The following is a 24,626-nucleotide window of genomic DNA, read 5'->3' on the forward strand; positions in this document are numbered from 1 at the left end:
ATCCAATAGAGAGCATTGCGGGGAAGATTTTGGCGAAAGCCAATTCTGAGGGGGCATGCCCCCTCAGAATTGGCCACTCAGTGCCTCAACTGGGGAAAATTCACTTGCCCGTTTTGGGGAGAATAAGCCTGCCACTTACAGCATCGAAATCGACATGGCCGCGCTGCACCCGCCCGCCGGCATCGCCCCAGAGCGCTGGCTGCGCAGCTTCCCCAGTTTCGGTTTTCTGCTGTCAGTCGCCCCGGCAGACACGGAGGCGGTCTGTGCCCGCGTCACCGCGCGCGGCATCGACTGCAGCGCCATCGGCCGCGTCACCCCCGGCAGCGCCGTCACCCTGACCCATGGCGACCAGACCGCGCTGTTCTGGGACCCCGCCGACCATCCCTATCTTAACCTCGGAGGCTCCCATGCCTGAAACATACTGGACCGTGCGCTGGCCTGACGGCACAGAAGAGCGGCTCTATTCCCCTTCCTCGGTCGTCGCCGAGCTGTTCGAGGCGGGCAAGAGCTATCCGATCGATGACTTCCAGACCCGGTCCCGTATCGCGATGGAGCGCGCATCGAACCGTGTCGAGCGTAAATTCGGCTTTGCCTGCTCGTCGGCGATGGCGCAGCTCGACCGAATCGAAACCCGCATCACCCAATTCAAGTACGCAGGCGGCGAGATCGCCTGTCTCGATATCAGCCAATGAGAAGCCAAATGACCACAAAGCATATCCCCGTAATTGTTGTCGGCGGCGGACAGGCAGGGCTTTCAACGGCCTATTGCCTCAAGCAACAGGGCATCCCGTCGGTCATCTTCGAGCGCAACGAGAGGTTCCACAGCTGGCGGGTCAACCGCTGGGACAGCTTCTGCCTGGTGACCCCGAACTGGCAGTGCCGCTTGCCCGATTTCCACTATGACAAGGACTATGGCGGCACCGATCCGGATGGCTTCATGCTGCGGGACGAGATCACCGCCTATCTCGACGCCTTCGCCGACAAGGCGCAACTCGATATTCGCGAGCGGGTGGACGTGACCCGCGTCGTGCCGCGCCCGCAGGGCGGTTTCGCGGTACGGACATCTGCCGGCAACTGGACCTGTGATCAGGTGGTGATCGCCACCGGTGGCTACGACACGCCCATCGAGCCGGGCTTCGCCAAGGCGCTGTCACCCCGGATCAGACAGATACATTCGGTCGAGTATCGCAATCCCGACCAGCTTCCCGAGGGCGGTGTGCTGATTGTCGGGACTGGCCAGTCGGGCGTGCAGCTGATGGAGGATTTCGTCCGCGCGGGCCGCGACGTACATCTTGCCGTTGGCCCCGCACCGCGCAGCCCGCGCAAGTATCGCGGCCGCGATGCGACGGACTGGCTGCATGATGCCGGGCACTACGAGATCACCATCGCCAGCCATCCCGACCCGGTCAAGGCAATGACCCAGACCAACCACTACATGTCTGGCCGCGACGGCGGCAAGGAAATCGACCTGCGCCAGTTCCACGCCGATCACGGAGTCGAACTCTACGGCTCGCTTGCGGACATGGACGGCACCAGGGTCAGCTTCCTGCCGGACCTCGCCAAGAATCTCGACGACGCTGACCGGTCCTACCTCGGCATCCGCACCCAGATCGACGCCTACATTGACCGCGAGGGCATTGACGCCCCCGTCGAGCCGCCCTTCGTGAAGGTCTGGGAGCCACCGCATGAGCGGACCGAACTCGACCTGGCCGAGGCTGGCATCACCTCGGTGCTCTGGGCTATTGGCTTTCGGCCGGATTATTCGTGGATCGAGGCGGATGTCTTCGACACACGTGGTAAGCCGGTATTCGACCGCGGCGTCACCGCCCACCAGGGCCTGCACTTCATTGGCCTCGGCTGGCTCAACACCTGGGGGTCGGGGCGTTTCCTCGGCATCGAGGAAGACAGCCGTCATCTTGCGGGCTGCATCGCCGAACAGCTCGCGGCCCCGGCGCGAAAGGTGGGCTGATGCTTGACGCGCAGACCACCGGTATTGGCGTCCTGACCCGTCAGAGGCTGGGAATGCAGCAGCTTTCGCCGCACAGTCTCTCCGAACTCTGGGCGCTTGGGTTTTGCGGCGATATCCACTGGCAGATCCTGTCCGACGCGCTCGGACAGGCGGGGTTCGGCTTTCGAGCCTCCGATGGGCGCCCTATCTATGCTGCCTTCTGCGCCACGCGGATCGAGCTTGTTCCTTCGCCGGGTCTGCTCGGCGCAGAGCTGAGCGTCCGGTCCCGCCTCGCCAGCGTCGGCACTGCCCGCGTGGGCTCGCGTCACGAATTCCGGGTGGAGGGTCAGGTGCTGGGCTCGCTCCTGATGCTGTCGACCTTCGTTGCGCATGACGACACGGGGTCGAACCGCCGGATCGTACGCGCGCTGCCAAGTGGGGACTGCGTCTTGCCCGACGCCGACGCGCGGCTGAAGGTGCTCGACACGCGAGCCCGTGCTGCCTCCCGGACATTGCGCGGAGCGCGCATCACCCGGGGAAGTCTGGCCGTTCCGAACCCGACGATGGATTTCAATGCGGTTGGTCTGCTCTACTTTCCGAGCTTCACGCGTCTCGTCGCGAGCAGTGCCGAAAGCACCGCTCCGGTCCGGATGCGCGAGGTTGTCTATCTCGGGAATATCGATCCGGGAGAGCGTGTGAGGATACTGCGAAACAAAACCGAATCCTTCGTTGCCTGCGACGATGGAAGGATCATCGCAAGAGCGATCGAAGACGCTTAGGCCATGTACCGGAAGACCATGCCTTGTAACCCGAAAATTGCAAACGCGACGTCCTTTGCAGTGTCTCCGATGACGCTGTCTCAGTCGGTTAGTTCCAGCCCGACAGCGTGGCGAAGGGTTGCAGCACGGCTCTGGTCCGGCTGAGTACCGAAGGCGCGCGGCGGATACGAATCCCTACCTTAGCTCAGAGGCGTCTTCTCCACATAAGGCCACGACCCGAGCGGGCGCGCCATCGGCGCCGGGAATGTGGATCGGCAACGCACAAAGATAGACCCTGCTGTCTGTGATCGACACTGTCCCTACAAGATACTCAATCAGCGTAATTCCGTTGCGAAGCAGGATATCGTGCGAAACATGTTCTTCGATCGGCCTCATCTCATCATCGAGAATTTTTCTGATCGTCCAATCTTGGGGAAAGTCGAACGCAATGGCGGTTGGCTGGCGCGCCAGCAGCCATTTGCAGGCAGAGGCCGCCAGCCACGGCGCGTCGCGCCAATAGGATTCGCCACGCCAGTCGCGTTGCTCGTCCCAACAGGTGCGAAACAACGCAATTTCACCCGACCGCAAATGGGAGGCCGCGGCCTCTAGATGCTGATCGGTGATTTCCTCATTGGGGCCGATATCGCTCAGGTCGATCACGGCAGCAGGCCCAACGACCCGGGCAAGGTCCAACTCATCCAATGTGTCCCCGCCCGGCACCATATGGCTGGGTGCGTCCATATGAGTGAAGCCATGACAGGTCGTCGCGATCGAGGTGACTTCGAACAGGCTTCCCTGTTCGAAGTCACCTGCCTTGCGCCGGGTCACAGGCCATCGAAAATGCCCTGTTTCGATAGGCATCGAGAGATCGACAAGCTTCATGGATCAGCCTCCAGAGTAGAACGCGGGCAAAGTTGTTACGACTGCTGGAAACACAAGGCAGATCAACAGTGCCCCGACCAGAGCCAACAAGAAGGGCAGGCTTTCGCGTATGACGACTTCGGGTCGTTCATTGGCGATATAAGCCGACAGATAGATTAGATAACCAACCGGTGGCGTCGTCAGGCCGATCATGAGGTTCAGCACAACAAGCACCCCAAAATGAATAGGGTCTACGCCGATCTCTTGCATCGTTGGAAGGAATACAGGCACGATGATGACCAGCCCAGCCAATGGGTCCATGAACAACCCAATCACCAAGGTAAATACCATTACCAACACAAGCACCCAGAACGGGTTTCGAGTGATGTCAAAGATCATTTCCGATGCCTTGGCTGAGATTTGCAGGTCAGCCACAATCCACGCGAACAGCGACGAGGCACCGACGATGACCAGTACGGTAGACGTCCCCTTGGCTGCATCAACGAGGGCAAAGCCACAATCGCGCCAGCTCAGTTCACGGAACCAGAATTTTCCAACCAGAAACGCGTAAGCAGAGGCAACGGCGCCGGCTTCGGTCGCGGTCATGATGCCGCTCAGGATACCGCCCAAGATTATGATCGGTGTCAGCAAAGCAGCCGCTGCCCCCAAGGCCGCACGTAGGATAACAGCGAACCCGGGCCAAGCCTTGGCGGGGTAACCGCGCTGCAGGGCGATGACGTAGACAACACCCATCAGGCAGAGACCGACGACGAGGCCCGGCACAATACCGGCGAGAAACATCTCGCCCACCGACTGCTGAGCCAGAACGGCATAAACGATCATTGGGATCGATGGCGGAATAATGGGGCCGATCACACTAGATGTCTGGGTGATCGCAGCCGCAAAACCGCGGGAAAAGCCCGCCTTTTCCATGGCGGGGATCAACACCGATCCCACTGCGGCTGTATCGGCCACTGCCGAACCCGATATGCCTGAGAAAAAGATCGACGAAACCACGTTTACATGGCCCAACCCGCCCCGCACATGACCGACACACGCCGAAGAAAAATCGATGATACGTCGTGTAACGCCGCCACGATTCATAAGTTCTCCGGCAAGAAAGAAAAAACCGACGGCCAATAAAAGGAAATTGTCGATACCCGCCAGAAACAACTGTGTCACGACCTCAAGCGGTATGCCCGGACGATAAACGAGTAGTGTCGCTGTCGAGGCAAGAAGTATGGCGAAGACGAGATGGACGCCTAAAAGAGCAAGTCCCAGCATAACGCCGATCAAGATTAGAATTTCCATCAGGTGTCGCCTCTATCCTCGGGGTGAAAAGCCCGCCATAGGACGGAAAGCGCCCAGATGGCACCGCCGGCGATGGCGCCAGTAAAATACCAAGTTTTGGACAGGTTCAGTGTCGTGTAGCGGTCAAAGGCGAACATCGCTTGCAGTTTCCACCCGCCCCACATCAAGAAGGCGAGAGTCAGCGCACCAAGTGTCGCCGCGAAAATACCCAGCGGTTTTCTCAGGCGGGGGGTCTCGGCGATAAGCCCGATCCGCATATGGCTTGCACCAGCTGCGGCGATCAACAGCAGCCATACATATAAAAGCCGGGTCAGTTCTTCTCCCCAAATCAGCGATGAATTTAGGACATATCGTGAAAAGACCTGTGCCAGCGTGATCAAAGTAACCGCTAGCATCAGGCCTCCGGTCACGACGCGCCAAAAGCGCGTCGCGATGGTCTGGATCCGGCCCAGCATCTATTTGCCTACCAAGGCATCAATCTTGATGAGCAGTTCATCGCCGAATTGGTCGACATAAGCGGCGCGTGTCTGCTCGGCGACAGCTTCACGGAAGGCCTCAACGTTTGGTGTTTCGACGACCTGAACACCGGCATCCTTCATAGCCTGCAAGCTCGTTGCGGATTCCTCGGCGTTGAGTTCCCTCTCGTATGCCGCAGCTTCGAGTGCTGCGGTTTTGACGGCAGCCTGTTGCTCTTCGGTGAGCCGAGAGAAACGGCCAAAATTCATCACCAACGGCGCAGCTGTGTAGGCATGCGACGTCAACGAAAGGTGCTTTTGGACTTCGTGCAGTTTTGACGCATAGATATGATTGACCGGATTTTCCTGCCCGTCGATCGTGCCGGTTTGCAGTGCGGAATAGACCTCGGCAAAAGGCATGGGCGCGGGATTGGCTCCGAGGATCCTGAACGCCTCGATATGAGCAGGGTTAGGCGTCGTTCGCAATTTCAACCCTTCGACGTCCGCGGGTTCAACCACCGGGCGCGTGTTGTTGGTCAGGTCGCGAAAACCGATCTCCCAGAAAGCCAGACCTTGGAGGTTGGATTTGTTGATCGACGACATGAGCGCTTCGCCCACCTCGCCGTCCATAGCTGCATAGGCATGATCCGCAGACTGGAACAGGAAGGGCAGATCAAGCAGATTTACCTGTGGTGCGAAGGAGGTGAAATAAGGATTGCCTACCAACACGATGTCAAGCGTGCCCAGTCGCGCGCCCTGCAACATGGTGGGCGAATTTCCAAGCTCACCTGCCGGATGAAGTGAGACTTCCAACTCGCCTCCGGTCAATTCTTCGACTCGCGTTTTGAACAGCTCTGCCGCCTTGTGCGCGGTGTCACTGGGGTTGGCATAATGGGCAAAGCGCAAAGTTTCGGCCGCATGGGCGGCCAAGGGCGCTGCAATCAGCCCGACAAGGGTCGCTGCGGTGATGAAAGATCTTCTGAGCATAGGTTCCTCCCCTTAAAGCTCCGGTTAAGTCGTTGTGGAAAGGCTGTAAACGGTTTCGGCTGTGCCCTGAAACAAGGCATGCCGGTCTTTTCCAGACAGGTCGGCGGTCGCCGCGTCGAAGCCCGAGAAAATTGTATCGAACGAACCGCACAGCCCGTCGACCGGAAAGTTCGACGCAAACATTGCGCGGTTAGGTCCGAAGGTCTCGATGCAAAAGCGAATGATCGCGCGATTATCGGTCAGCGACCAAGGGCGACCCGGCAACCCTAGACCTGATATCTTTACATATGCTTGGGGCAATGAGGCAAAAGCCGTCATGGCCTTCCGCCAGCTCTCCAGCCCCTGTTGCGATCGGTCCGAAGGGAGCCCCGCATGGTTTAATATGATGGGCACGTCGGGTGCGAACGCGGCAAGGTCCATAGCTTCGGAAAGGTGCCACCAAGGGGTCTGGAGATCGAAAGCCAGCCCGTGGTCAGCCAACCGGGCAAAGCCATCGCGAAATGCCGGGTCGGTCATCCCACCCGGCGGCCCACCCGGGGCGGCATTGGCACGGGGTTTATGACGCACCGAACGTACGACGGGCAGCGCATCATAGGCTTTCAGTACGTCGCCGAAGTCTTCGCGATCCAACCATGCCTGTGCCACATGGGCCGCCGGACGACCGGTTTCATCCTGAAGCCGCTGCATCCAGATCGCCTCGCCTGTTGGATCGGCGGGGTCCCACTCGCCTTCCATCGTGACTGTTGCCACGACATCCCAGCCGGTGCTTTCCCGATCATACTCTTCGGTCATGAACCGGCCACGGATCGAAGAATAATCGCCATAACGAAACGGGATCATCGGTTCGTCGCGCAGCCACGGATGATAATTTGCGGCGGGATCCCAGAAATGATGATGCGCGTCTATGATCTTCATACGCGGATCTCCTTTGGCTTGCGAATATGTCGGAGTAGAGGCACCAGCCAGATGGCGAAGACTACGAGACCCAGCACTGCGGCGACGGGCCGTGAAAAGAAGATCAGAATGTCACCCTGTGACTTGAGCATGGAGGTCACGAAGTTGAATTCCAGCATCCCGCCCAGCACGATGCCCAGAATGGCCGGCGCAAGTGGAATGTCATTTTCCTCAAACAGCCAACCGACAATACCGAAAGCCAGCATGGTCAGCACACCAAAGGCCGAATTGTTGATCGCGAAGCTTCCGACGATGCAGCAGGCCAAAACCACCGGTGCGAAATAACAGGGCTTCAAGCGCAGCAGATTGCGTGACAGCTTGATAATGGCCCAGCCGAACGGGATGAGAAGCAGATTGGCAAGCAGGAAGGCGATGAAGATCGCATAGACAAGCTCGGGTGATTTGACGAAGATGATCGGCCCGGGCTCCAGCCCCTTGAGATACAGAACCCCGATGACGATAGCGGTAATACTGTCGCCGGGGATGCCAAAGACCAACGTAGGCACCCAAGCGCCGGACAGCCCGCCATTATTGGCCGCACCGGCCTCGATAAGCCCTTCGTCATGCCCCTTCCCGAAGGCCTCGGGGGTCTTGGATTGGCGTTTGGCCACCGCATATGCCACCCAAGCGGCAATATCGGCCCCGGCGCCGGGAAGCGCACCGATGATTGATCCGATCATGCTACCACGCAACAGATTGCGCCAGCGATTACGCAATGCGCGTCCTAGGCCCGGGAAGATCGGCCCCATGGCCGGCGGTTCTTGGCGTGTGGCCCTTGCAGTGATGTTCTTGAGCACCTCCGGCAAAGCAAACATGCCAATCATGGCCGGGATGAAGCTGACCCCGCCCATCAGCTCGATCGAGCCGAAGGTAAAGCGCGGCTGTCCTGCGACGGCATCTATGCCAATGGTCGCGATCCAAAGGCCGAACAACAGCGATAGAACGCCCTTGAGCGCAGAGCCGGCACAAATGATAGCCGCACAGGTCAGCCCTAGCAGGGCCAGCCAGAAGTACTCCACAGAGGAGAAATTCGTCGCAAAGCGCGCCAGCAGCGGCGCTACCGTCATCAGCAGAACGACACCGACGACACCGCCAATGCAGGCGGAAACCATAGACAAGCCAAGGGCACGTTCGGGACGGCCTGCCTTGGACATGGCATATCCATCTTCGACATAGGCGGCCGAAGCCGGAGTGCCGGGGATACGCAATAGAGTACCGGGAATATCACCGGCGAAAATCGCCATGGCCGCAAGTGCCGCGATGGCCGAAATAGCAGGAACGGGGTCCATGAAGTATGTGATTGGGATCAGCAGGGCCACACCCATCACCGCAGTAAGACCTGGGATCGCCCCTAAAACGATGCCCAACAGGCTCGCGACAATAATGGTCCCGATGACATCTGGCTGGGCGACCAGCTCGACGGCTGCCACAAGCGCGCTCATGACAGCACGCTTTCAACAACGCCCATAGGCAAGGGCACCCGCAGCAATTGACCGAAAATCAAGAATAGCAAGACAGCCATCGCCAGCCCGGTTGCAACCGAAGGGAAAGGCTTTCCGCCAGCCAGAAATGCCAAAGCGGCGATCAGCAAGGCGGTGTTCAGGATGAAACCCAAAATAGGTGTGATAAAGACCCAGCCAATCACGGCGGCCAAAACCGTCGCGATTTTGAGACCCGAACGGCCCTTTAACACCTCTCCAACACGCACCATCGGGCCGTTTGCCGCCGTGGCGACGAACGCGACACCACAGAAGATCAACGCAATACCCAATAGGCGTGGAAAGAAGGCCGAGCCGAATTGCTGGCCGGGAATCTCGCGAAAGCCCAAGGTGCCGGCGATGACAGCGAGGCCACCAAGAATGGCCAGAGCGCCGATCAATCGATCATTAATTTTCATGTTCTGACATCGGGACACCTGAGCCCGAGAACACGGGCTCAGCTATTCCGCTCCCGTGTTACTGTGCTAGGCCGAGGTCGCTCAGCAAGGATCGAGCGTCTTGTGAAAACCCGTTGGCAAAATCCATGAACGCCTCTGAACCGTCGAAAATCGGGGTAATTCCGCGTTGTGCCAAGGCGTCTTGCACAGCGTCCGAGCCATGTGCGATGCGCGCTGCCTCCTCAATTTTAACCGCGATCTCTTCGGGCAGGCCCGAGGGTGCGCAAAGCGAGAACCAGTTGGTCATCGACCAATCTGTGCCGGTTTCTTTCAGGGTCGGCACGTCCGGAAAGGCTGGCGACCGTTCGTCGGCCATGATTGCAAGGATCTCGACCTCGCCGGCGTCCGCTAAGGCACGGGCTTCGATCGGTGAGCCGGTAAAGACTGTGATCCCGCCAGCCAACAGATCCTGTAGTGCCGGAGCGCCGCCTTGCGACGGGATAAAGCGCAGGCTGTCAACCTGAGCGTCTGCGGCCTGCATCATACCGGCGGCAGCCATATGCCAAGGACCGCCGATACCCGAGCCAGAGGCGGTCAGTTCGCCTTCTTTTGCGGCATCAATGACTTCCTGAGCGGTGGTATAAGGACTGCCTGCAGCGACGGTCACACCTGCCGGAATTTCAGCCAGACGCGAAATCAAAGAAAAGCTGGCTGGGTTGATTGGGGCCAGACCAACGGTTTCAAAATAGGTTATTTCCGAGGTGCACGCACCAAGTGTGTATCCGTCGGCGCGGGAATTGGCGATGACCGAGTGGCCGACAACACCCGAGCCCCCGGTGCGGTTGACCACATTGATTGGCTGGCCCAGAGCTTCCTCAAATCCGACCGCAAAAATGCGGATAATCGTATCGGTGCCACCGCCTGCGCCCCAAGGCACGACAATCGTCACCGGACGTTCAGGATATTCGGCAAGTGCGGCGGACGCGGCGAGCGAAGCGATTGCGGCCACGCCCAGTTTCGTTGCGAGTGTCATCGTAGGTTTCCTCCCATTCAGGTTTAGGTGTGCCCGCCCTCTCCCTGAGCGGGCACGTTTGATTAGTAGTCGGTAGGCATCAGCGCTTCGGGGACGTTTTGGTAACAGACCGGGCGCAGGAAGCGACGGATCGACAAGGTGCCGACAGACGTTGCTCCAAAATTTGTCGAGGCCGGGTAAGGTCCGCCGTGGACCATGGCATCACCGACCTCCACTCCGGTCGGAAAGCCATTGACCAATACCCTGCCCGCCTTGCGTTCGAGCACGGGAACGAGCCGCCGAGCCAGCTCGGTATCCGGTTTGTCCATCTGCAACGTCGCCGTAAGCTGTCCCTCGAACCCTTTTGCAAGCGTCAACATGTCGTCGGCACCGGACACGCGCACCACGAGGCCGAGCGGGCCAAAGACTTCTTCGCCCAACGCATGATTTCGCAGGAAATCAGACACATCGGTCTCAAAGAGGTTGGGGTTGCTGTTACGACCCTCGGCATCTTTGGTCAAAACGGGCCGGACCCCGTTTTCGCCCTCCATCCGGGCCTTGCCGTCCCGAAAGGCTTGCGCAATGCCGTCGGTCAGCATGCATTGGGTTTGTACCCCTTTCAATGCCTCGGCAGTGGCGGAGACAAAGGCATCGCCTTCTGGGCCGATTGGTACAACGGCGATGCCAGGCTTGGTGCAAAACTGCCCAGCACCCATGGTCAGGGAAGCAGCCCAGCCTTCGCTCAAGGCTGATCCCCGAGCCTTGACCGCGCCGGGCAAGACAAACATCGGATTCACGGATCCCAGTTCGCCAAAAAACGGTATTGGCGTGGGGCGCTGAGCGCAGAGGTCGAAAAGCGCCCGACCACCGCCAAGCGACCCGGTAAAGCCGACCGCGTTGATCAGAGGGTGTTGAACCAATGCCTGACCGACATCGCGTTTTCCGCCTTGGATCAGGGAAAACACACCGGGGTGGATATCGCATTTGCGAATTGCTGCATCGATGGCCTGAGCCACAACCTCACCGGTTCCGGGGTGGGCCGAATGCCCTTTGACCACTACCGGACAGCCTGCTGCCAGTGCCGCCGCCGTGTCACCGCCCGCGACGGAAAAGGCCAGTGGGAAATTGGAAGCGCCAAAGACGGCCACCGGACCAATGGGCCGTTGCATCATACGTAGATCGGGACGCGGCAATGGCGCGCGATCAGGGAGCGCCTTGTCGTGGCGGCGGTCGAGATATGTTCCGTCGAGGATGTGATCTGCGAACAAACGAAGCTGCCCGGTGGTTCTTCCGCGTTCCCCCTCTAGCCGAGCCTGCGGCAATCCGGTCTCGGAGGATCCGATTTCAGTGATTTCAGCCCCACGTGCTTCGATCTCGTCGGCAATTGTATTCAGGAAATCTGCCCGGGCCGCTCGGTCGAGCGCGCTGTAGCTCCAGAACGCCTCTTCCGCTGCCACACACGCTTGGTCGACCAGATCGGGAGTGCCAACCGCGAAGTCATAGGATTCGCCATGTGCAGGCTCGGATTTAAAGGTGGTGGCACCGGCCAGCCATGTGCCAGCAACCAAATGCTTGCCATTCGGAACAAAGGTCATGTTCATTTTCCCCAATTCAGGACCAGGGGGTCCAGTGGTTTCAAAAGGTCGATCATCCGTTGGCGGATGGCCGGGTGCAGGGGGGGGATCGGGTGGCGGCAGAAGTCGGATTTGATCACCCCGCCCTCGACCATCGCCGCCTTGCAGCTTTGCCAGCCGCATTGCCGGTTCTCGTGGTTGATTGCCATGGCGACGCGGCCATAGGCCTCGGTCGCGCCTGTGATGTCGCCGGCGTGGTACTTGGTGATCACCGGCTTGATCTGGTCGACGATCATGCCCGAGGTCATCGAGCCGGTCGCGCCGGCATCAAGATCGGCCAGCAGGGTGATCGCCTCTTCGCCGTCAAACGGGGCCTCAATGGCATCGCCGCCCTCGGCAATCAGGGCGCGCAGCTTGTTGGCGGCGCGGGGGCATTCGATCTTGAACAGGCGCACCTCTTCGATCTCTTGCGCCATGCGCACCAGCAAAGGCACCGGCAGGTCGACGCCCGACAGTGGCGCGTCTTGGACCATGATCGGGATACCGACCGCCCCCACCGCCGCAAATTGCTCATAGGTCTGCTCGGCCGTGCCCTTGAGCAGCGCGCCGTGGTAGGGCGGCATCATCATCACCGCCGCAGCGCCCAGATCTTTGGCAAATTGTGCGCGTTCCACCGCGATCGGCGTGGCATAATGGCTGATCGTCACGATCACCGGCACACGGCCCGCCACATGCTCCAGCGACAGCCGGGTCAGCACCTCGCGCTCGGCGTCGGAGATCAGGAACTGCTCCGAGAAGTTCGCCAGGATACAGATGCCGTCCGCCCCCTGGTCGATGATGCAATCCAGCGCGCGCTTCATGCCCTCAAGGTCAAGCGTGCCGTCGTCATGGAAAGGGGTTGGCGCAACCGGCCAGATACCAGTCCAGCTCATTCGATCACCTCGAAATGCTCAAGATATTTGTCGGTGATTTCAATGCCGAGACCCGGCTTGTCATCATCCAGCTGCAAGAAGCCATCCACCGCCTCGGGGTCGCCTTCGAAGATGTAGTAGAACAGCTCGTTGCCGACCTCGACATCGAACACCGGGAAGTATTCGCTGATCGGGCAGTTCGCATTGGCCATGGTCAGGTGATAGTTGTGCACCTGCCCCGCATGGGGGATCACGGGGATCTGCGCGGCCTCAGCAATGGCGTTGATCTTTTGTGCCGCAGTGATGCCGCCCACCCGGTTGGTGTCGTATTGCAGAACGCTGACTGCCTTTTTGCGGATCAGATCGGCGCAGCCAATGATGCTGAACTCATGCTCACCGCCGGAAATCGGCACGATGTTCATGGCGTTCAGCTCGGCATAGCCTTCGACATCATCGGCAATGACCGGCTCTTCCAGCCAGCGCGGCTCATACTTGGCCAGCTTGGGCAGCATCCGCTTGGCGTAATCCAGATTCCAGCCCATGTAGCATTCAAGCATCAGGTCATTGTCATAGCCGATCACCTCGCGCAGCGCCTCGACGCGCTTGAGGTTCTCGCGCATGCCGGGCATGCCGTCCTTGGGGCCATAGCCAAAGCGGGATTTATAGGCGGTATAGCCGTTCTTCATCGCCTCTTCGGCCTCGGCCTGCATGCTTTCCACCGGCCCGGCGTAAAGCTTGGAATAATAGACCGGGATCTTTTCCTTGGTGCGGCCACCCAGCAGCTTGAACACCGGCTTGCCCACCAGCTTGCCCATCAGATCCCAGATCGCGATGTCGATGGCGGAAATCGCGGTCATGCCGATGCCCTTGCGGCCCCAGGCATGGGTGCGGCGGTACATCTTTTCCCAGATATAGGCGTAGTCAAAGGGGTCTTCGCCCACCACCAGCGGGGCGTACCAATCGTCAATCGCCTTTTTGACCACAGTGGGCGCCAGCGCGGCATTGCCAATGCCAATGGTGCCATCTTCGGTCTCGACCTCGACGGTCAGCCATTGGTGAAACCGGAACGACGCCATCGCATCGCCCTTCATCCACAGCGCATCAGACGCATTGGTGCAGAAATTGCCCGAAGGCGGAACAGTCGGACCCGTCCAATTCCACACACGTGTGCGGACAGATTTGATCTTCGTCATGTCGATAAGCTTCCTCAGATTGCCGCGCGGTTTGCGCGTTGGTTTCGGGCCATTCGCGTGAGTAGCGCGAAAGCTTGAAGCGTGGCGCCGACATTGGCTTTGCTTTGTCCGGCGATGTCGAAGGCTGTGCCATGCGCCGGAGTGGCGACCGGGATCGGCAGGCCGCCTGCCACAGTCACACCGCGGTCAAAGCCCATCAGTTTGATCGCGATCTGACCCTGGTCGTGATACATGGTCACGACTGCGTCGACCTCGCCCCGCTGCGCCTTCAGGAAAACCGTGTCCGACGGCCAGGGACCGGTCACATTCTTTTGTTTCGCCTGCGCCGCATCGATAACCGGTTGCAGGATGTCGATTTCCTCGCGCCCAAACTTTCCATTGTCACCTGCATGCGGATTGACCGCAGCTACGGCGATGTGGGGCCGGGTGTTTCCCGAGCGCTTAAGCGTGTCCTCGGCAAGAGAAATGGCCTTTTCTACGGCCTCGGGGGTGATCCGTTCGGCCACGTCGCGCAGGCCGATATGGCTTGTGACGCGCGTGGTCATCAGGTCGCCCAGAACATTGATTTCGCTATGGTATCCGTCAAAGCCGATGTAGCGCGCCATATAGCGGTGCTCGTCTTCGGCATTCAGCCCGGCTCCGGTCAGCGCCGCTTTGTTAAACGGCCCGAAGAGAACCCCATCAACCTTTCCAGCCAGCGCCAGATCCAGCGCCTTGTCGAGGCAGCGCAGACTACAGGCACCGCCAGACACCGTGACCTTGGCGATTTCCACCTCTTCTGGCGCGATCGTCTGCATCGGCAGCCAAGAGAGCCCTGTCTGGCTTTCGATTTCGGATTCCGCGATCTCGTTCAGGTCGATTGGTAGCTGGGCTTGTTGAGCCCCTTGCTCCCAAACGTGGTCATCCCCGACAAGTACGATATTCGCAGCGTCTTGGACGCCCTCTTGATGCAGGAGCCGCGCGATTAACTCCGGTCCGATCCCGGAAGGGTCACCGGGAATGATGGCAAGACGTGGTTTTGTATCGGTCATTGGATGAACCCTGTAAGCGCGAGAGATACCTGTGGCACATACGTGACCAGCAGCAGAATGAAGGCGAGAACACCGATGAACGGCAGATTGGTGCGCGAGGTTTCCCAGATGCCCGCCTTGGCGATGGAGCACGACGTGATCAACACTGAGGCGACTGGTGGTGTTTGTTGACCAATAGCCAGATTGAGCGTGACCATGATACCGAAATGAACAGGATCAATGCCCACCGCGTTGACCAGCGGCATGACCACGGGCACCACGAGGATAATCGCCGCGGCGCCGTGCAAGAACATGCCCAGCACCAGCAAAAGCAGATTGAGAAGTGCCAGCACAATCAACGGATTGGTTGTCAGCTCGGTGATCTGCTGAGCCAATTGTTGCGGCACTTGGGCTTGCGTCAGGAACAGGCCGAGCGCTGCCGAGGTCGCCACCAGCAACATGACAACACCGGTTTGGCTGACCCCTTCAAGCATGACCTTGCGCAGGCGGGAAACGTCGAGATCGCGATAGATAAAGATGCCGATGACCAGCGCCGCCAGCACGGCCAGCCCTGCCCCTTCGGTTGCAGTTACATAGCCCGAGAAGATGCCGCCGAGGATGATGACGGGCATCATCAGCGCCCAAAGCGCCTCTTTGAACGTGTGCCAAACATGGGCGAGGTCGAAACCTTCGGCGCGCGGCAGATCATAACGCAAGGCCAAGAAGTAGGTGACGGTCATCAACAGGACCGCGCCCAAGACGCCCGGCACCACGCCAGCCACGAACAGCTTTAGAACCGAGGTCTCGGCGATCGCACCGTAGAGGATCATCGGGATCGACGGCGGAATGATGATGGCGAGCGAGGCCGAAGACGAGGTGATAGCGGCCGCCAGCGTTCGGGAATAGCCACGTTTCTTCATCTCAGGGATCAGGACCGTGCCTGTCGCCGCCACGTCGGCCACAGCCGAACCCGAGATCTCGGCAAAAACCATGGAAACACCGATGTTCACCATGCCCAATCCGCCGCGGACAAACCCGATCAGGGCGCTGACGAAATTGATCAACCGGACAGAAATACCTGAGGTATTCATCAGATTACCGGCCAGGATGAACAGGGGGATGGCAATCAGCGGAAAGGAAGTTGCCCCGGAATAAAGCGCAATGGCCATATCGTAGAGCGTGGCTCCGCCCGGTGTTAGCAAGAGGCCGCCGAGCGCTACGATGCCGATTGCGACCGCAATAGGCACGTTGATCAGGATTAGCCCGATCAGAGAAGCTGTTGTTCCTAGCAAGATCATGTCCGTGCGCCCTTTCCGGCCAGGGCCGCGTTTTCATGTTCGGCCTCGGCAATGGCCTGTTCGATGTCCGCGTGCTCGGCAGAAATCCCTTCGGCCGCCCGGCGCAAAGTGCGGGGCATGGTCAGAAGGGTGCCGAGGATCATCAGAAGAGCTGTAATGGGAATTACGGATTGCACGATGTCGAGCGTCATCCAGCGGATGGAGAGCAGCGAATCCCATTTCGCCACGGCCAAAACCGCATTTCCATACCAGGCCACGACCGCGAAAAAGCCGATCATGAGAAATTCGGAGACCAGCGCGAGCGCCATTGCGGCCTGTTTCGGCAATGCCGCGACGATGCCACCAAAGCTCATGTGGTGGCGCAGAAACAGCGCATACGTTGCGCCGAAATAGGTCAGCCAGGCCAATAGCACACTTGCGATTTCGTCATACCAAGTCGGTGAGGACCCCAGGTAGCGCATCGCCGTCGAGTAGATGACAGAGATTGCGAGCGCGACCAAAAGTGCAAGGCAGATAGTTTCGATGACCCAAAGGATCACCCGTTCGAACTTCGCGATCATCACGAAAACCCTCTTAATTCAGAGTGGCCGACCCGGATCATGTCCGGGTCCGGCGCGATGTCGGGTGTTATTCGGCCAAGGCCTGAGCGCGGCTTACCAGCTCGGCACCACCATCTACTTTTTCGGCAAAGGCTTCGTAGATTGGCGCTGAGGCCGCGATGAAGGCCTTCTTGTCTGCCGTATTGACCTCCATACCGGCGGCTTTGACCTTTTCTACCAACTCATCGTCAGCAGCCTCTCCTTCAGCCAAGGACCAGTCTTGCACTTCAGCCGCGATCGAGGTGACTTTGGCTTTCACGTCATCAGACAGACCGTTCCACGTATCAGCCCCAGTCGTCAGGTAGGTCGGCGAATAGACGTGGCCGGTCAGGCTCAGGTGCTTTTGTACTTCTTGAAAATTTGCGCCAGTGATGTTGGTCAGAGGATTTTCCTGGCCATCCATCGTGCCCGTCTGCAAGGCCACGAAGACCTCGGAAAAGGACATCGGCGTCGGGTTTGCCCCCCATTCTTTGAACATCGCGACGCGCCATTCGGATGAGGGCGTGCGGATTTTCAATCCTTCCAGATCGGCGGGCGTATTGATCGGACGCGAACTGTTTGTGATCTGGCGAAAGCCGTTTTCCCAAGTCGACAGAACCTTCAAACCGGAGCGTTCGGCTTTGGGGGCCAGTTCCTTTTGCACGATCTCTTCATCGATTGCCTTCAGATGCGCGCGGTCTTGTACCAAAAAGGGCATGTCAAACAGCGCGAATTCCGGCGCAACGTTCGTCATGATTGACGACACAAGCGTGAAATGCACTGTGCCCAGCCGCAATTTCTGCATCAATTCCTTTTCGTCACCCAGCTGGCCGTCAGCATAGAATTCGACCGTATGTGCGTCGCCCAGCTCCACCGCAAGGTCGCCAGCAAATTTGGCGGCACTACGGCCCTGAAGGCTGTTCGACGCGGCACCGACCGCAACGATAATGGTCTCGGCGGCAGCCGGTACGGCGGCCAGCGACAAGACACAGACAGTCAGGCTCGCGGTGATGCGATTACGCAAAGTTTTCATTAGGTATTTCCTCTCTCCCTGCCGGATTGCATATCGCATATCCGATTATGTATTTTGTATACACGCGCAAAGTATGGACGGACAAGCTTTTTCTGACTATTGTGGATTCAGCTTTGAACGGGCACATTAACGACAACAAAAACAGAGGTTTGAACAATGGCCGCGTCGATAGCGATCACCAATCGCTCGCTGCACGATCAGGTAGTTAGCCGGGTGCGAGACCTAATAATCGAAGGCACCTTGGAGCCCGGAAGCCGAATCGACGAAGCGCATCTGATCGAGGAACTGGGGGTTTCTCGGACGCCGTTCCGGGAGGCCTTACGCACGCTCGCAGCCGAAGGGCTGGTGATAGTCCGGCCTTCCAAGGGCAGCATTGTTCGAAAGCTCACCCCGGAAGATGTGTTCTCCATGCTCGAAGTGCTCGGCAATCTGGAGAGGCTCGCCGGTGAACTCGCCTGCGAACGGGCCAGCGACCAAGAGATCGCAGCACTCATAGATCTGCACAACAGTATGATGGAGTGTTATCGTACGCGCGAAAGAATGCCGTATTACAAGATGAATCAGGAGTTTCACTCGCGACTGGCCGAATTGTCCAAGAACGAAACTCTGCAAGAGATGCAGGCCAACATTCAGGCCAGATTGAAGCGTATTCGATACATCGGAAACCAAGAACCCGACTCTTGGGCCGGCGCAGTGGCCGATCACGAGGAAATGGTACGCGCTTTAAAAAACAGGGATGGCAAGCGTCTGGGGGACGCAATGGCAGGCCACCTTGGCAAAACCTGGGAGCGGGTAAAAGACAGCATATAGTGTAGTGGCGAAGTCATCCGGCACCAATAGTTCTGTCTAGACCCGACCATCTTTCAAGATTCTTGGCCCTTCGCGTCCTAGACATGGCAGTACACCGACTGAGGTGAGGAGACCGAGAAATTTGCAAGGGCAATTCCAACTGGTTTAAAGCCGACGACAAAAAGCCAAAGACCGGAACGCGGGGCAGAAACCAATTTAGGACAGCAGACAAGAAACCGGCGCGGAAGTCCCGCGCCGGTTAAACAAACACTCGTTACAGAGAACTGTTGACTTAGCCTTCGTAGGCAGGCTGGTTTTTCAGCGCATCTTCGGTGGCATCCACATAGACGCGGAATTCGTCGCCGTCTTCCGAGCGCTGGATATTCAGCTCTTCAAAAGTAACGGCGATACTGTGTTCGCCGAGGCCGAGAAAGCCGCCGATGTCGAGGATCGCAAGCTCAACACGACCATCGTCAGACAGGATCAGCTCGGAAACTTCGCCAACGTCTTCGTCATTCTCGCCGTAGACGCGCGCGCCAGTCAGGTTCTCAGAGGTCAGTTCAGCAGGATCAGCAGTTTGATAGCCTGTCACCATCACGTCGGGGCGCATCAGCATGTCGCGCTCGGCCGTGCTCATGGTGGTCACAACTTCCTCGTCGACGATCTCACCATCGTCGGCCATCCCGTCTTCGGACATTGCGTCCTCAGCCGCACCATTTTCTTCCATGGACGTCTCTGCCATGTCTTTTGTCATGGGTTTTTCCATGTCGTCCGCAGTCTCGTCCATCGCCATGTCGGTTTCGGCAACGTCGCCTTCTTCGACCTCGGTCGAGATGTCGGCGCGTTCATAATCACTCGCCTGTTCGATCATGTCGCGCGATGCGTTCAGGACGAGGAAGTAATCGCCTTCGTCGTCTTCGTCAGCGACGAACTTGATCTGATTCATGGCTACAGCCACATCTTTTTCGCCAAGGCCAAGGAAACCGCCAACGCCCACGATAACGGCGTCGACACTGCCGTCACGGCTCAGCACCACATCGTTGATTTCACCGATGTCGTCCCAGCCTTCGTCGGCTTCGGTCATTTGGGGGCCGGTTTCTGCTTCGGTCGCGTAGACGCGCATCCCGATCAGTTCAGAGGCGTAGACATTAGATTGCGAGTCAAATTCCATATCCAGCAATGCGCCCGAGTGGCCGGCGGCATAAGCGCCTGTGCCCATTACAAGTGCGATTGCGGCGGTCGAAAGAAACTTTTTCATCGTTTACTCCTCACTATTTTCAAGCGCCCGGTATCGGGTCGGTTGTAAAAGGAGAACGAAATAGAAGATCAAAAGTTCCACGACATCAGAAGTTTTTTTATTTATTTAACACACGCTTATCCAGAAAGTTGAGACTTGGCCACCTTGCGGGGGCCAAGAAAGCTTCCGATCGCCTGCCAGTTTTCAAGATGGTCACAGATCGCCTTGAACACCATCAAAATCGGCACCGCAATAAGCGCGCCCGCGACCCCCCAGAGCCATGTCCAGACGATGACCGAGAGAAAAACCGAAACGGTGTTTATTTTCATGTTTCGCCCCAAGATCAGCGGCGTCAAAATCTGGCCTTCGAGCGAGGTCAATCCGAGATACGTGGCCGGGATCAGGATCGCGTAGCTCAGGCTGTCAAAAGTAATGATGGCGAAACCGGCGATCAAAACCGTGCCCGCCATAGCGCCCATGAAGGGCAGGTAATTCAGCGCAAAAGCGAAGGAGCCCCAAACAAACGGATAGGGCAGCCCCAAGGCCCACATCGACAGGCCAACCGCGATCCCGAGGCCCGCATTGATAATGGTGATCGACAAAAGATAGCGCGAAATGCCGCGTTCGATCGAATACAGCACCTGCAAAGTGCGCTTTTTGTCAGTCAGGCGGGGGTACAGATCGATCAGTTTCGAATAAAAAAGATCACCCGAGGCCAGCAACAGCATGGCCAAAACCAGCCCCACGATCAGCGATGTGCCAAAGCTGGCGAGGCTGCCGATGGTTGCGGTGAGAAGGCCGGGCTGCTGAAGAACAACCGTTTCCGCGCCCTCCGTCGACGGCGCAGCCATCTTGCCCACCTCTTCGGATGCCTCTTGTACGGTCTCGACCGAGCGCAGAACCGAGGCGAGGCGCGTTTTCAATTCTCGCGAAATCTCGGGCGCATCGTCAATCCACGTTCCGACGACACCTGCGAGCATATAGACGGCAAAGGCACCTGCGATGGTGATCGAGACCATCACCATGACAGCCGTCACCGGCGCACCGATGCCAAAGCGGCGACCGGCACGCACGACCGGGCTCATTGTCAGGGTCAGGAGGATGCCAAGCGCGACAGGCAGGATAAGATCTTTGGCGAAGTAGAAGGTGCCAAAGGCAAACAGAAGGAAAATGCCGGTCAACAAAAGCCGGATACGGTGCACTTCACTTTCCATCTGATACCCCCCCGAAAGACGTAGCAGCGGCTGGCAATTACCAGCCGCTGCAATTCAATCTGTGACGCTTATTGACGGCTCAGCCACTCGTCGACTTCGCGTTCGGCTTCTTCTTTGGTCTTGCCGTAGGCTTCCTGAATTTCGCCTTCGAGCTTCTGTCGGTTGCCCGCCGCGACATCCAGTTGGTCATCGGTCAGCTTGCCCCATTGTGCCTGGGCGCTGCCTTTGAATTGCGCCCATTTGCCTTCGATTTGGTCCCAGTTCATATCGTGCTCCCTTCAACAGTGATGGTTTGCGTTCGTGGCAGAACAACCCGCGCAGCCATCCAAAAGTTCCCGAAATGCGCGTAGGAACAAAAATACTTTAAGAGCGGAACCCTTTGCCGATCTGGTGCGTTCGAAGAGAGCGATTTGCATCCCAAAACAGCAGAGGCGCAGCCAATGACACACCACTCCGACCGCGGCCGCCACGCGCAGTCTCCCACGGCGATACCAAGGCGCGGGTGGAAAGACATCGCCTTTCGCCTGAAGGACAAGCTGGCCGAGGATCGCATCGGGCTCATCTCGGCTGGAGTGGCCTTTTACGCGCTTCTGGCGATCTTTCCCGCGATGACCGCGCTCATCGCCATCGGCGGCATCGTCATGGATCCAGCGCGCATTGTCGAACAACTGACGGCGGCGACAGCACTTTTGCCGACCGATGTGTCGGACATCATCGTCAATCAGGCAACCGAAGTGGCGGGAAGCACCGATGGCGGGCTTGGCCTTGCCGCTGCCCTTAGCGTCGCGCTGGCGATCTATTCGACCTCCAAGGGCGTGGCCAGCCTGATGCAGGGGCTCAACGTCGCCTATGACGAAAGCGAAAAACGCGGATTGGTCATGCTCAAGCTGCAAACCCTCGCGCTGACGGCGGTGCTTGTGCTGGGGTTGCTTGTCGGGCTGGGCGCAACACTGGCCCTGCCCACCCTCATGGCGCTGTTTCAATTGGACCTGTTGGCCGAGATCATTGTCTCGGCTGGCAGCATGGTCATCCTGATGGGCATGGCTTTGCTAGGGTTGGCGGTGATCTATCGTTTTGGACCGTCACGGCGCAATGCGCGCTGGCTTTGGGTCTCGCCCGGAGCGCTGGTGGCCGGGGTTGGCTGGATTGTGGCATCGGCAGGCTTTGCCATCTATGTCGGCAATTTCGCCGCCTACAACGAAAGCTTCGGCGCGTTGGCCGGTGTCATCGTCATGCTGACGTGGTTGTGGATGTCGGCCTTTATCATCCTGCTTGGCGCTGAAATAAACGGCGAGATAGAGGCGCAAACGCGCATCGACACCACCGTTGGCGCGCCACGGCCAATGGGCCAGCGCGGCGCTACCAAGGCCGATGTCCTTGGCGAGACCGCTGGATGACCACGCGCGGCCAGCACTTGGGCGACTTTTCAGTTGATCGTTTATCTTGGTTGCAGAACAGTATAACGGTGACCTTCCGCAATATATCTGCGGCCGGCGTCCCGCCAATTTCCTATTTGCAGTGAAGGAATACACAGGTGCATCCAACCGCGCATCCCAACCAAAAAGAACGCCTGAACGCGCTGCACAGCTATCAGATCCTCGACACCGACCGCGATCCGGCGTTCGACGAGATTGTCGAACTGGCCGCCGAAATCTGCGACGCTCCGGTTTCCGTGATCAACCTGATTGATGAACATCGCCAATGGTTCAAGGCTGAGGTCGGGATCGGCGCGCGCGAAACGCCGCTGGAAACCTCGCTGTGTGCGCATGTGATCCTTCAGGACGAATTCGTCGAAGTGGGCGATACCCTGTCTGACCCACGCTTCTGCGACAATCCGCTGTGTCTGGATGAAAATGGCTTTCGCTTTTACGCTGGCGCGCAACTGATCGATCCTCAGGGGCTGCCGATTGGCACACTTTGCGTGCTCGACCACAACACGCGCGCGCTGACAGACTTTCAGCGCAAGGCGCTGCGTGTCTTGTCGCGGCAAGTGATGCACCAATTGGAACTGCGCCGCGCGCTAGAACAACAACAGGTGCTGCGCCACGAAGTCGACCACCGGGTAAAGAACTCTTTGCAGACGGTCTCCTCGATCATCGGGCTCTATGGCCGGACAGTGGGCGATTCCAATGCGGCGGCAGTGCTGAAGAAGGTAAAAACCCAAGTGGAATCGATCAGCGCTCTGCACGCCGAACTGCAAAGCTCGGACAATGCCTTTTCGGTCAACCTTCAGGCCTTCCTCGGCCGGATCTGCGAGCTTTTGCAGGAAACGGCGCCCGCAAATATCGAGGTGGAAAGCGATCTGGAAAAGATCATCGTCGGTTCGGAAACCGCCAATGCACTAGGTATCATCGCCAATGAATTTGTTGCCAATGCTATCAAGCACGGCTTTCCCGATGGGCGCAAAGGCACTGTCTGGATCGCGCTCAAGGATGTGGGCGACGGGCTGATCCGGCTTAGTTGCCATGACAATGGGCTTGGCTCCGCTGTGCAACCAAACACATCAAGCCGGAGCGAGGCGCTGGGTCGGAGCCTGATGGAAACCGCAGCGCTTCAGATCGAAGGGGAACTGTCCACCGAGCTGGGCCAAGGCGGCAGCCGTCTGACGCTGGAATTCCGCCCCGAGTGACCGCCGGGGCGGCGCTTAGGCCAGATCGCGGAAATGGTTGGCGGGCATCGCCAGTTTCCAGCGCAAGGAATTTGGCGTTGCCTCGAATGCGGCCTCTGCGTTCAACATCGACTGCGACAGCGATGTCAGGACCGTCTGGCCAAAGCCCGACCGCCCCTCTGGTGCGCGGAAATGAATGCCGTTTTCCAACCATTCAAATCGCATCTGCGGCTGACCCGTACTGCCCATCTCAATTCGCCAGGTGATTTCGATCGCCCCTGTTTCTGTCTGAAGCGCGCCGTATTTTGCCGAGTTGGTCGCAAGCTCATGCAAGGACATGCCAATCGTCTGGACCGCTTGCGGCAAAAGCTCGACCACGGGGCCATCCACCCGCACCTTGTGCGCGACGCCTTGCATGAACGGCGCCATATGACGCTCGACCAGACGGTCCAGCGCGACGGTTGTCCAGCTGCCCTGCACCAGCATGTCGGTGGTCTCCGACAGCGCCGCGATCCGGTTACCGAACTTTTCGTGAAAATCCTCCAGTGAGGTCGCGTTGCGCGCGGTCTGGCGTTGGATTGACGAAACGATGGTCAGCATATTTTTGGCGCGATGGATGACCTCTTGGGTGATCAGTTCGCGCGCTTCTTCGGCTTTGCGTAGCTCGGTCACATCGCGGTGGATGTTGGACACTGCGATCACATCGCCCTCGGGAGAACGGATTGGAGCGCAGGTGATCCAGACCTGCCGTTCGCTGCCGTCCTTGGCAACGCGCACGGCCTCAAAGCCGGTGAGACGGCCAGCGATGATCTCGTCGCGATATTCCGTGAGCCGTTTTGGCCAGCCCTCGGGGTAAAGAATTTCCAGCGATTTACCGACGACTGTCAACGGCGGAGTAAAATTCGGCCATTGTGGCGGAGCAAAAGTCGGCCAGTTTGGGGCGAGCGCCTTGGAGCGTGCGGCCCTCATATAGCAAGCCCGGTCCAAGGCGCATTGGCCGTCAGGCCAATTCTGTGAGG

The 24,626-nt window shown here is 58.6% G+C and carries 26 protein-coding genes; 7 read left to right on the forward strand and 19 right to left on the reverse strand.

Features of this window, described 5'->3' with window-relative positions:
- The first annotated feature begins 55 nt into the window (after positions 1 to 55).
- The 4 genes from AB9K37_RS02585 to AB9K37_RS02600 are packed head-to-tail and all read left to right on the forward strand — an operon-like array spanning position 56 to position 2,727.
- Entirely contained in the window at positions 56 to 415 is a 360-nt protein-coding gene (locus AB9K37_RS02585) for an AIR synthase-related protein (protein WP_369835412.1), read from the forward strand.
- On the forward strand, positions 408 to 692 hold the full coding sequence (locus AB9K37_RS02590) for an MSMEG_0570 family nitrogen starvation response protein (protein WP_369835413.1): 285 nt from the start codon (positions 408 to 410) through the stop codon (positions 690 to 692). Before AB9K37_RS02585 ends, AB9K37_RS02590 begins: the two co-directional genes overlap by 8 nt.
- 8 nt (positions 693 to 700) lie before the next feature.
- On the forward strand, positions 701 to 1,969 hold the full coding sequence (locus AB9K37_RS02595) for an MSMEG_0569 family flavin-dependent oxidoreductase (RefSeq protein ID WP_369835414.1): 1,269 nt from the start codon (positions 701 to 703) through the stop codon (positions 1,967 to 1,969).
- Positions 1,969 to 2,727 (forward strand): Pnap_2097 family protein, encoded by a 759-nt coding sequence (locus AB9K37_RS02600; protein WP_369835415.1) that lies wholly within the window; start codon positions 1,969 to 1,971, stop codon positions 2,725 to 2,727. Before AB9K37_RS02595 ends, AB9K37_RS02600 begins: the two co-directional genes overlap by 1 nt.
- Before the next feature lie 174 nt (positions 2,728 to 2,901).
- On the opposite strand, the gene AB9K37_RS02605 is transcribed toward AB9K37_RS02600, so the two are convergent.
- From AB9K37_RS02605 to AB9K37_RS02675, 15 genes are all read right to left on the reverse strand, one after another.
- A complete protein-coding gene (locus AB9K37_RS02605; RefSeq protein WP_369835416.1) occupies positions 2,902 to 3,588 on the reverse strand; it encodes a cyclase family protein in 687 nt (228 codons plus the stop codon).
- A 3-nt stretch (positions 3,589 to 3,591) separates the two neighbouring features.
- Positions 3,592 to 4,878 carry a TRAP transporter large permease gene (locus tag AB9K37_RS02610; protein ID WP_369835417.1) on the reverse strand — a complete coding sequence of 429 codons (1,287 nt, stop codon included), beginning with the start codon at positions 4,876 to 4,878 and terminating at the stop codon, positions 3,592 to 3,594.
- Positions 4,878 to 5,333, reverse strand: a complete 456-nt coding sequence (locus tag AB9K37_RS02615) for a TRAP transporter small permease (RefSeq protein WP_369835419.1) — start codon at positions 5,331 to 5,333, stop codon at positions 4,878 to 4,880. Before AB9K37_RS02615 ends, AB9K37_RS02610 begins: the two co-directional genes overlap by 1 nt.
- Entirely contained in the window at positions 5,334 to 6,320 is a 987-nt protein-coding gene (locus AB9K37_RS02620; RefSeq protein ID WP_369835420.1) for a TRAP transporter substrate-binding protein, read from the reverse strand.
- 24 nt (positions 6,321 to 6,344) lie between these two features.
- Complete coding sequence (locus tag AB9K37_RS02625) at positions 6,345 to 7,235, reverse strand: amidohydrolase (protein WP_369835421.1); 891 nt, start codon at positions 7,233 to 7,235, stop codon at positions 6,345 to 6,347.
- Positions 7,232 to 8,716: a tripartite tricarboxylate transporter permease gene (locus tag AB9K37_RS02630; RefSeq protein WP_369835422.1), complete on the reverse strand. Its 1,485-nt coding sequence runs from the start codon at positions 8,714 to 8,716 to the stop codon at positions 7,232 to 7,234. Before AB9K37_RS02630 ends, AB9K37_RS02625 begins: the two co-directional genes overlap by 4 nt.
- Positions 8,713 to 9,171, reverse strand: coding sequence for a tripartite tricarboxylate transporter TctB family protein (locus tag AB9K37_RS02635; protein WP_369835423.1), 459 nt, complete (start codon positions 9,169 to 9,171; stop codon positions 8,713 to 8,715). Before AB9K37_RS02635 ends, AB9K37_RS02630 begins: the two co-directional genes overlap by 4 nt.
- 58 nt (positions 9,172 to 9,229) lie before the next feature.
- The gene (locus tag AB9K37_RS02640) at positions 9,230 to 10,183 is read right to left on the reverse strand and encodes a tripartite tricarboxylate transporter substrate binding protein (RefSeq protein ID WP_369835424.1); all 954 of its coding nucleotides are present in this window, start codon (positions 10,181 to 10,183) and stop codon (positions 9,230 to 9,232) included.
- 62 nt (positions 10,184 to 10,245) lie between these two features.
- A complete protein-coding gene (locus AB9K37_RS02645) occupies positions 10,246 to 11,757 on the reverse strand; it encodes an aldehyde dehydrogenase (NADP(+)) (RefSeq protein WP_369835425.1) in 1,512 nt (503 codons plus the stop codon).
- A 2-nt stretch (positions 11,758 to 11,759) separates the two neighbouring features.
- Entirely contained in the window at positions 11,760 to 12,668 is a 909-nt protein-coding gene (locus AB9K37_RS02650; protein WP_369835426.1) for a dihydrodipicolinate synthase family protein, read from the reverse strand.
- Positions 12,665 to 13,840 (reverse strand): L-rhamnonate dehydratase, encoded by a 1,176-nt coding sequence (locus AB9K37_RS02655; protein WP_369835427.1) that lies wholly within the window; start codon positions 13,838 to 13,840, stop codon positions 12,665 to 12,667. Before AB9K37_RS02655 ends, AB9K37_RS02650 begins: the two co-directional genes overlap by 4 nt.
- A gap of 14 nt (positions 13,841 to 13,854) precedes the next feature.
- On the reverse strand, positions 13,855 to 14,871 hold the full coding sequence (locus AB9K37_RS02660; RefSeq protein WP_369835428.1) for a 4-hydroxythreonine-4-phosphate dehydrogenase PdxA: 1,017 nt from the start codon (positions 14,869 to 14,871) through the stop codon (positions 13,855 to 13,857).
- Positions 14,868 to 16,148: a TRAP transporter large permease gene (locus AB9K37_RS02665; protein ID WP_369835429.1), complete on the reverse strand. Its 1,281-nt coding sequence runs from the start codon at positions 16,146 to 16,148 to the stop codon at positions 14,868 to 14,870. The genes AB9K37_RS02660 and AB9K37_RS02665 overlap by 4 nt, the downstream gene beginning before the upstream one ends.
- Positions 16,145 to 16,708, reverse strand: a complete 564-nt coding sequence (locus AB9K37_RS02670) for a TRAP transporter small permease (RefSeq protein WP_369835430.1) — start codon at positions 16,706 to 16,708, stop codon at positions 16,145 to 16,147. The genes AB9K37_RS02665 and AB9K37_RS02670 overlap by 4 nt, the downstream gene beginning before the upstream one ends.
- A gap of 67 nt (positions 16,709 to 16,775) precedes the next feature.
- Positions 16,776 to 17,759 carry a TRAP transporter substrate-binding protein gene (locus tag AB9K37_RS02675; protein WP_369835431.1) on the reverse strand — a complete coding sequence of 328 codons (984 nt, stop codon included), beginning with the start codon at positions 17,757 to 17,759 and terminating at the stop codon, positions 16,776 to 16,778.
- Positions 17,760 to 17,915: 156 nt separating this feature from the next.
- Between AB9K37_RS02675 and AB9K37_RS02680 the strand changes: the two genes are divergently transcribed.
- Positions 17,916 to 18,569 (forward strand): GntR family transcriptional regulator, encoded by a 654-nt coding sequence (locus AB9K37_RS02680; protein WP_369835432.1) that lies wholly within the window; start codon positions 17,916 to 17,918, stop codon positions 18,567 to 18,569.
- Positions 18,570 to 18,840: 271 nt separating this feature from the next.
- On the opposite strand, the gene AB9K37_RS02685 is transcribed toward AB9K37_RS02680, so the two are convergent.
- The 3 genes from AB9K37_RS02685 to AB9K37_RS02695 form a co-directional block, all read right to left on the reverse strand.
- Positions 18,841 to 19,806 (reverse strand): PRC-barrel domain-containing protein, encoded by a 966-nt coding sequence (locus AB9K37_RS02685; RefSeq protein ID WP_369835433.1) that lies wholly within the window; start codon positions 19,804 to 19,806, stop codon positions 18,841 to 18,843.
- 116 nt (positions 19,807 to 19,922) lie between these two features.
- Complete coding sequence (locus AB9K37_RS02690) at positions 19,923 to 20,999, reverse strand: AI-2E family transporter (RefSeq protein ID WP_369835434.1); 1,077 nt, start codon at positions 20,997 to 20,999, stop codon at positions 19,923 to 19,925.
- A 68-nt stretch (positions 21,000 to 21,067) separates the two neighbouring features.
- Positions 21,068 to 21,265: a CsbD family protein gene (locus tag AB9K37_RS02695; protein WP_369835435.1), complete on the reverse strand. Its 198-nt coding sequence runs from the start codon at positions 21,263 to 21,265 to the stop codon at positions 21,068 to 21,070.
- Between the two features lie 174 nt (positions 21,266 to 21,439).
- Between AB9K37_RS02695 and AB9K37_RS02700 the strand changes: the two genes are divergently transcribed.
- The gene (locus AB9K37_RS02700) at positions 21,440 to 22,396 is read left to right on the forward strand and encodes a YihY/virulence factor BrkB family protein (protein ID WP_369835436.1); all 957 of its coding nucleotides are present in this window, start codon (positions 21,440 to 21,442) and stop codon (positions 22,394 to 22,396) included.
- A gap of 137 nt (positions 22,397 to 22,533) precedes the next feature.
- Entirely contained in the window at positions 22,534 to 23,628 is a 1,095-nt protein-coding gene (locus AB9K37_RS02705; RefSeq protein WP_369835437.1) for a histidine kinase dimerization/phosphoacceptor domain -containing protein, read from the forward strand.
- A gap of 15 nt (positions 23,629 to 23,643) precedes the next feature.
- Here AB9K37_RS02705 and AB9K37_RS02710 read toward each other — a convergent pair.
- Positions 23,644 to 24,626, reverse strand: a 983-nt coding sequence (locus AB9K37_RS02710) for a sensor histidine kinase (protein WP_369835438.1), incomplete at its 5' end; no start/stop codon positions are given.

The sequence above is a fragment of the Donghicola sp. XS_ASV15 genome (genome assembly GCF_041224595.1).
GTDB lineage: Bacteria > Pseudomonadota > Alphaproteobacteria > Rhodobacterales > Rhodobacteraceae > Donghicola.

Excerpts from the sequence above, each read along its gene's own strand:
- AB9K37_RS02600 (WP_369835415.1), top strand. The coding sequence starts at position 1,969 with ATGCTTGACGCGCAGACCACCGGTATTGGCGTCCTGACCCGTCAGAGG.
- AB9K37_RS02700 (WP_369835436.1), top strand. The coding sequence starts at position 21,440 with ATGACACACCACTCCGACCGCGGCCGCCACGCGCAGTCTCCCACGGCG.
- AB9K37_RS02640 (WP_369835424.1), bottom strand. The coding sequence starts at position 10,183 with ATGACACTCGCAACGAAACTGGGCGTGGCCGCAATCGCTTCGCTCGCC.
- AB9K37_RS02675 (WP_369835431.1), bottom strand. The coding sequence starts at position 17,759 with ATGAAAACTTTGCGTAATCGCATCACCGCGAGCCTGACTGTCTGTGTC.
- AB9K37_RS02685 (WP_369835433.1), bottom strand. The coding sequence starts at position 19,806 with ATGAAAAAGTTTCTTTCGACCGCCGCAATCGCACTTGTAATGGGCACA.
- AB9K37_RS02650 (WP_369835426.1), bottom strand. The coding sequence starts at position 12,668 with ATGAGCTGGACTGGTATCTGGCCGGTTGCGCCAACCCCTTTCCATGAC.
- AB9K37_RS02605 (WP_369835416.1), bottom strand. The coding sequence starts at position 3,588 with ATGAAGCTTGTCGATCTCTCGATGCCTATCGAAACAGGGCATTTTCGA.
- AB9K37_RS02635 (WP_369835423.1), bottom strand. The coding sequence starts at position 9,171 with ATGAAAATTAATGATCGATTGATCGGCGCTCTGGCCATTCTTGGTGGC.
- AB9K37_RS02620 (WP_369835420.1), bottom strand. The coding sequence starts at position 6,320 with ATGCTCAGAAGATCTTTCATCACCGCAGCGACCCTTGTCGGGCTGATT.
- AB9K37_RS02680 (WP_369835432.1), top strand. The coding sequence starts at position 17,916 with ATGGCCGCGTCGATAGCGATCACCAATCGCTCGCTGCACGATCAGGTA.
- AB9K37_RS02625 (WP_369835421.1), bottom strand. The coding sequence starts at position 7,235 with ATGAAGATCATAGACGCGCATCATCATTTCTGGGATCCCGCCGCAAAT.
- AB9K37_RS02690 (WP_369835434.1), bottom strand. The coding sequence starts at position 20,999 with ATGGAAAGTGAAGTGCACCGTATCCGGCTTTTGTTGACCGGCATTTTC.
- AB9K37_RS02665 (WP_369835429.1), bottom strand. The coding sequence starts at position 16,148 with ATGATCTTGCTAGGAACAACAGCTTCTCTGATCGGGCTAATCCTGATC.
- AB9K37_RS02695 (WP_369835435.1), bottom strand. The coding sequence starts at position 21,265 with ATGAACTGGGACCAAATCGAAGGCAAATGGGCGCAATTCAAAGGCAGC.
- AB9K37_RS02630 (WP_369835422.1), bottom strand. The coding sequence starts at position 8,716 with ATGAGCGCGCTTGTGGCAGCCGTCGAGCTGGTCGCCCAGCCAGATGTC.
- AB9K37_RS02610 (WP_369835417.1), bottom strand. The coding sequence starts at position 4,878 with ATGGAAATTCTAATCTTGATCGGCGTTATGCTGGGACTTGCTCTTTTA.
- AB9K37_RS02615 (WP_369835419.1), bottom strand. The coding sequence starts at position 5,333 with ATGCTGGGCCGGATCCAGACCATCGCGACGCGCTTTTGGCGCGTCGTG.
- AB9K37_RS02670 (WP_369835430.1), bottom strand. The coding sequence starts at position 16,708 with ATGATCGCGAAGTTCGAACGGGTGATCCTTTGGGTCATCGAAACTATC.
- AB9K37_RS02590 (WP_369835413.1), top strand. The coding sequence starts at position 408 with ATGCCTGAAACATACTGGACCGTGCGCTGGCCTGACGGCACAGAAGAG.
- AB9K37_RS02645 (WP_369835425.1), bottom strand. The coding sequence starts at position 11,757 with ATGACCTTTGTTCCGAATGGCAAGCATTTGGTTGCTGGCACATGGCTG.
- AB9K37_RS02655 (WP_369835427.1), bottom strand. The coding sequence starts at position 13,840 with ATGACGAAGATCAAATCTGTCCGCACACGTGTGTGGAATTGGACGGGT.
- AB9K37_RS02660 (WP_369835428.1), bottom strand. The coding sequence starts at position 14,871 with ATGACCGATACAAAACCACGTCTTGCCATCATTCCCGGTGACCCTTCC.
- AB9K37_RS02585 (WP_369835412.1), top strand. The coding sequence starts at position 56 with ATGCCCCCTCAGAATTGGCCACTCAGTGCCTCAACTGGGGAAAATTCA.
- AB9K37_RS02595 (WP_369835414.1), top strand. The coding sequence starts at position 701 with ATGACCACAAAGCATATCCCCGTAATTGTTGTCGGCGGCGGACAGGCA.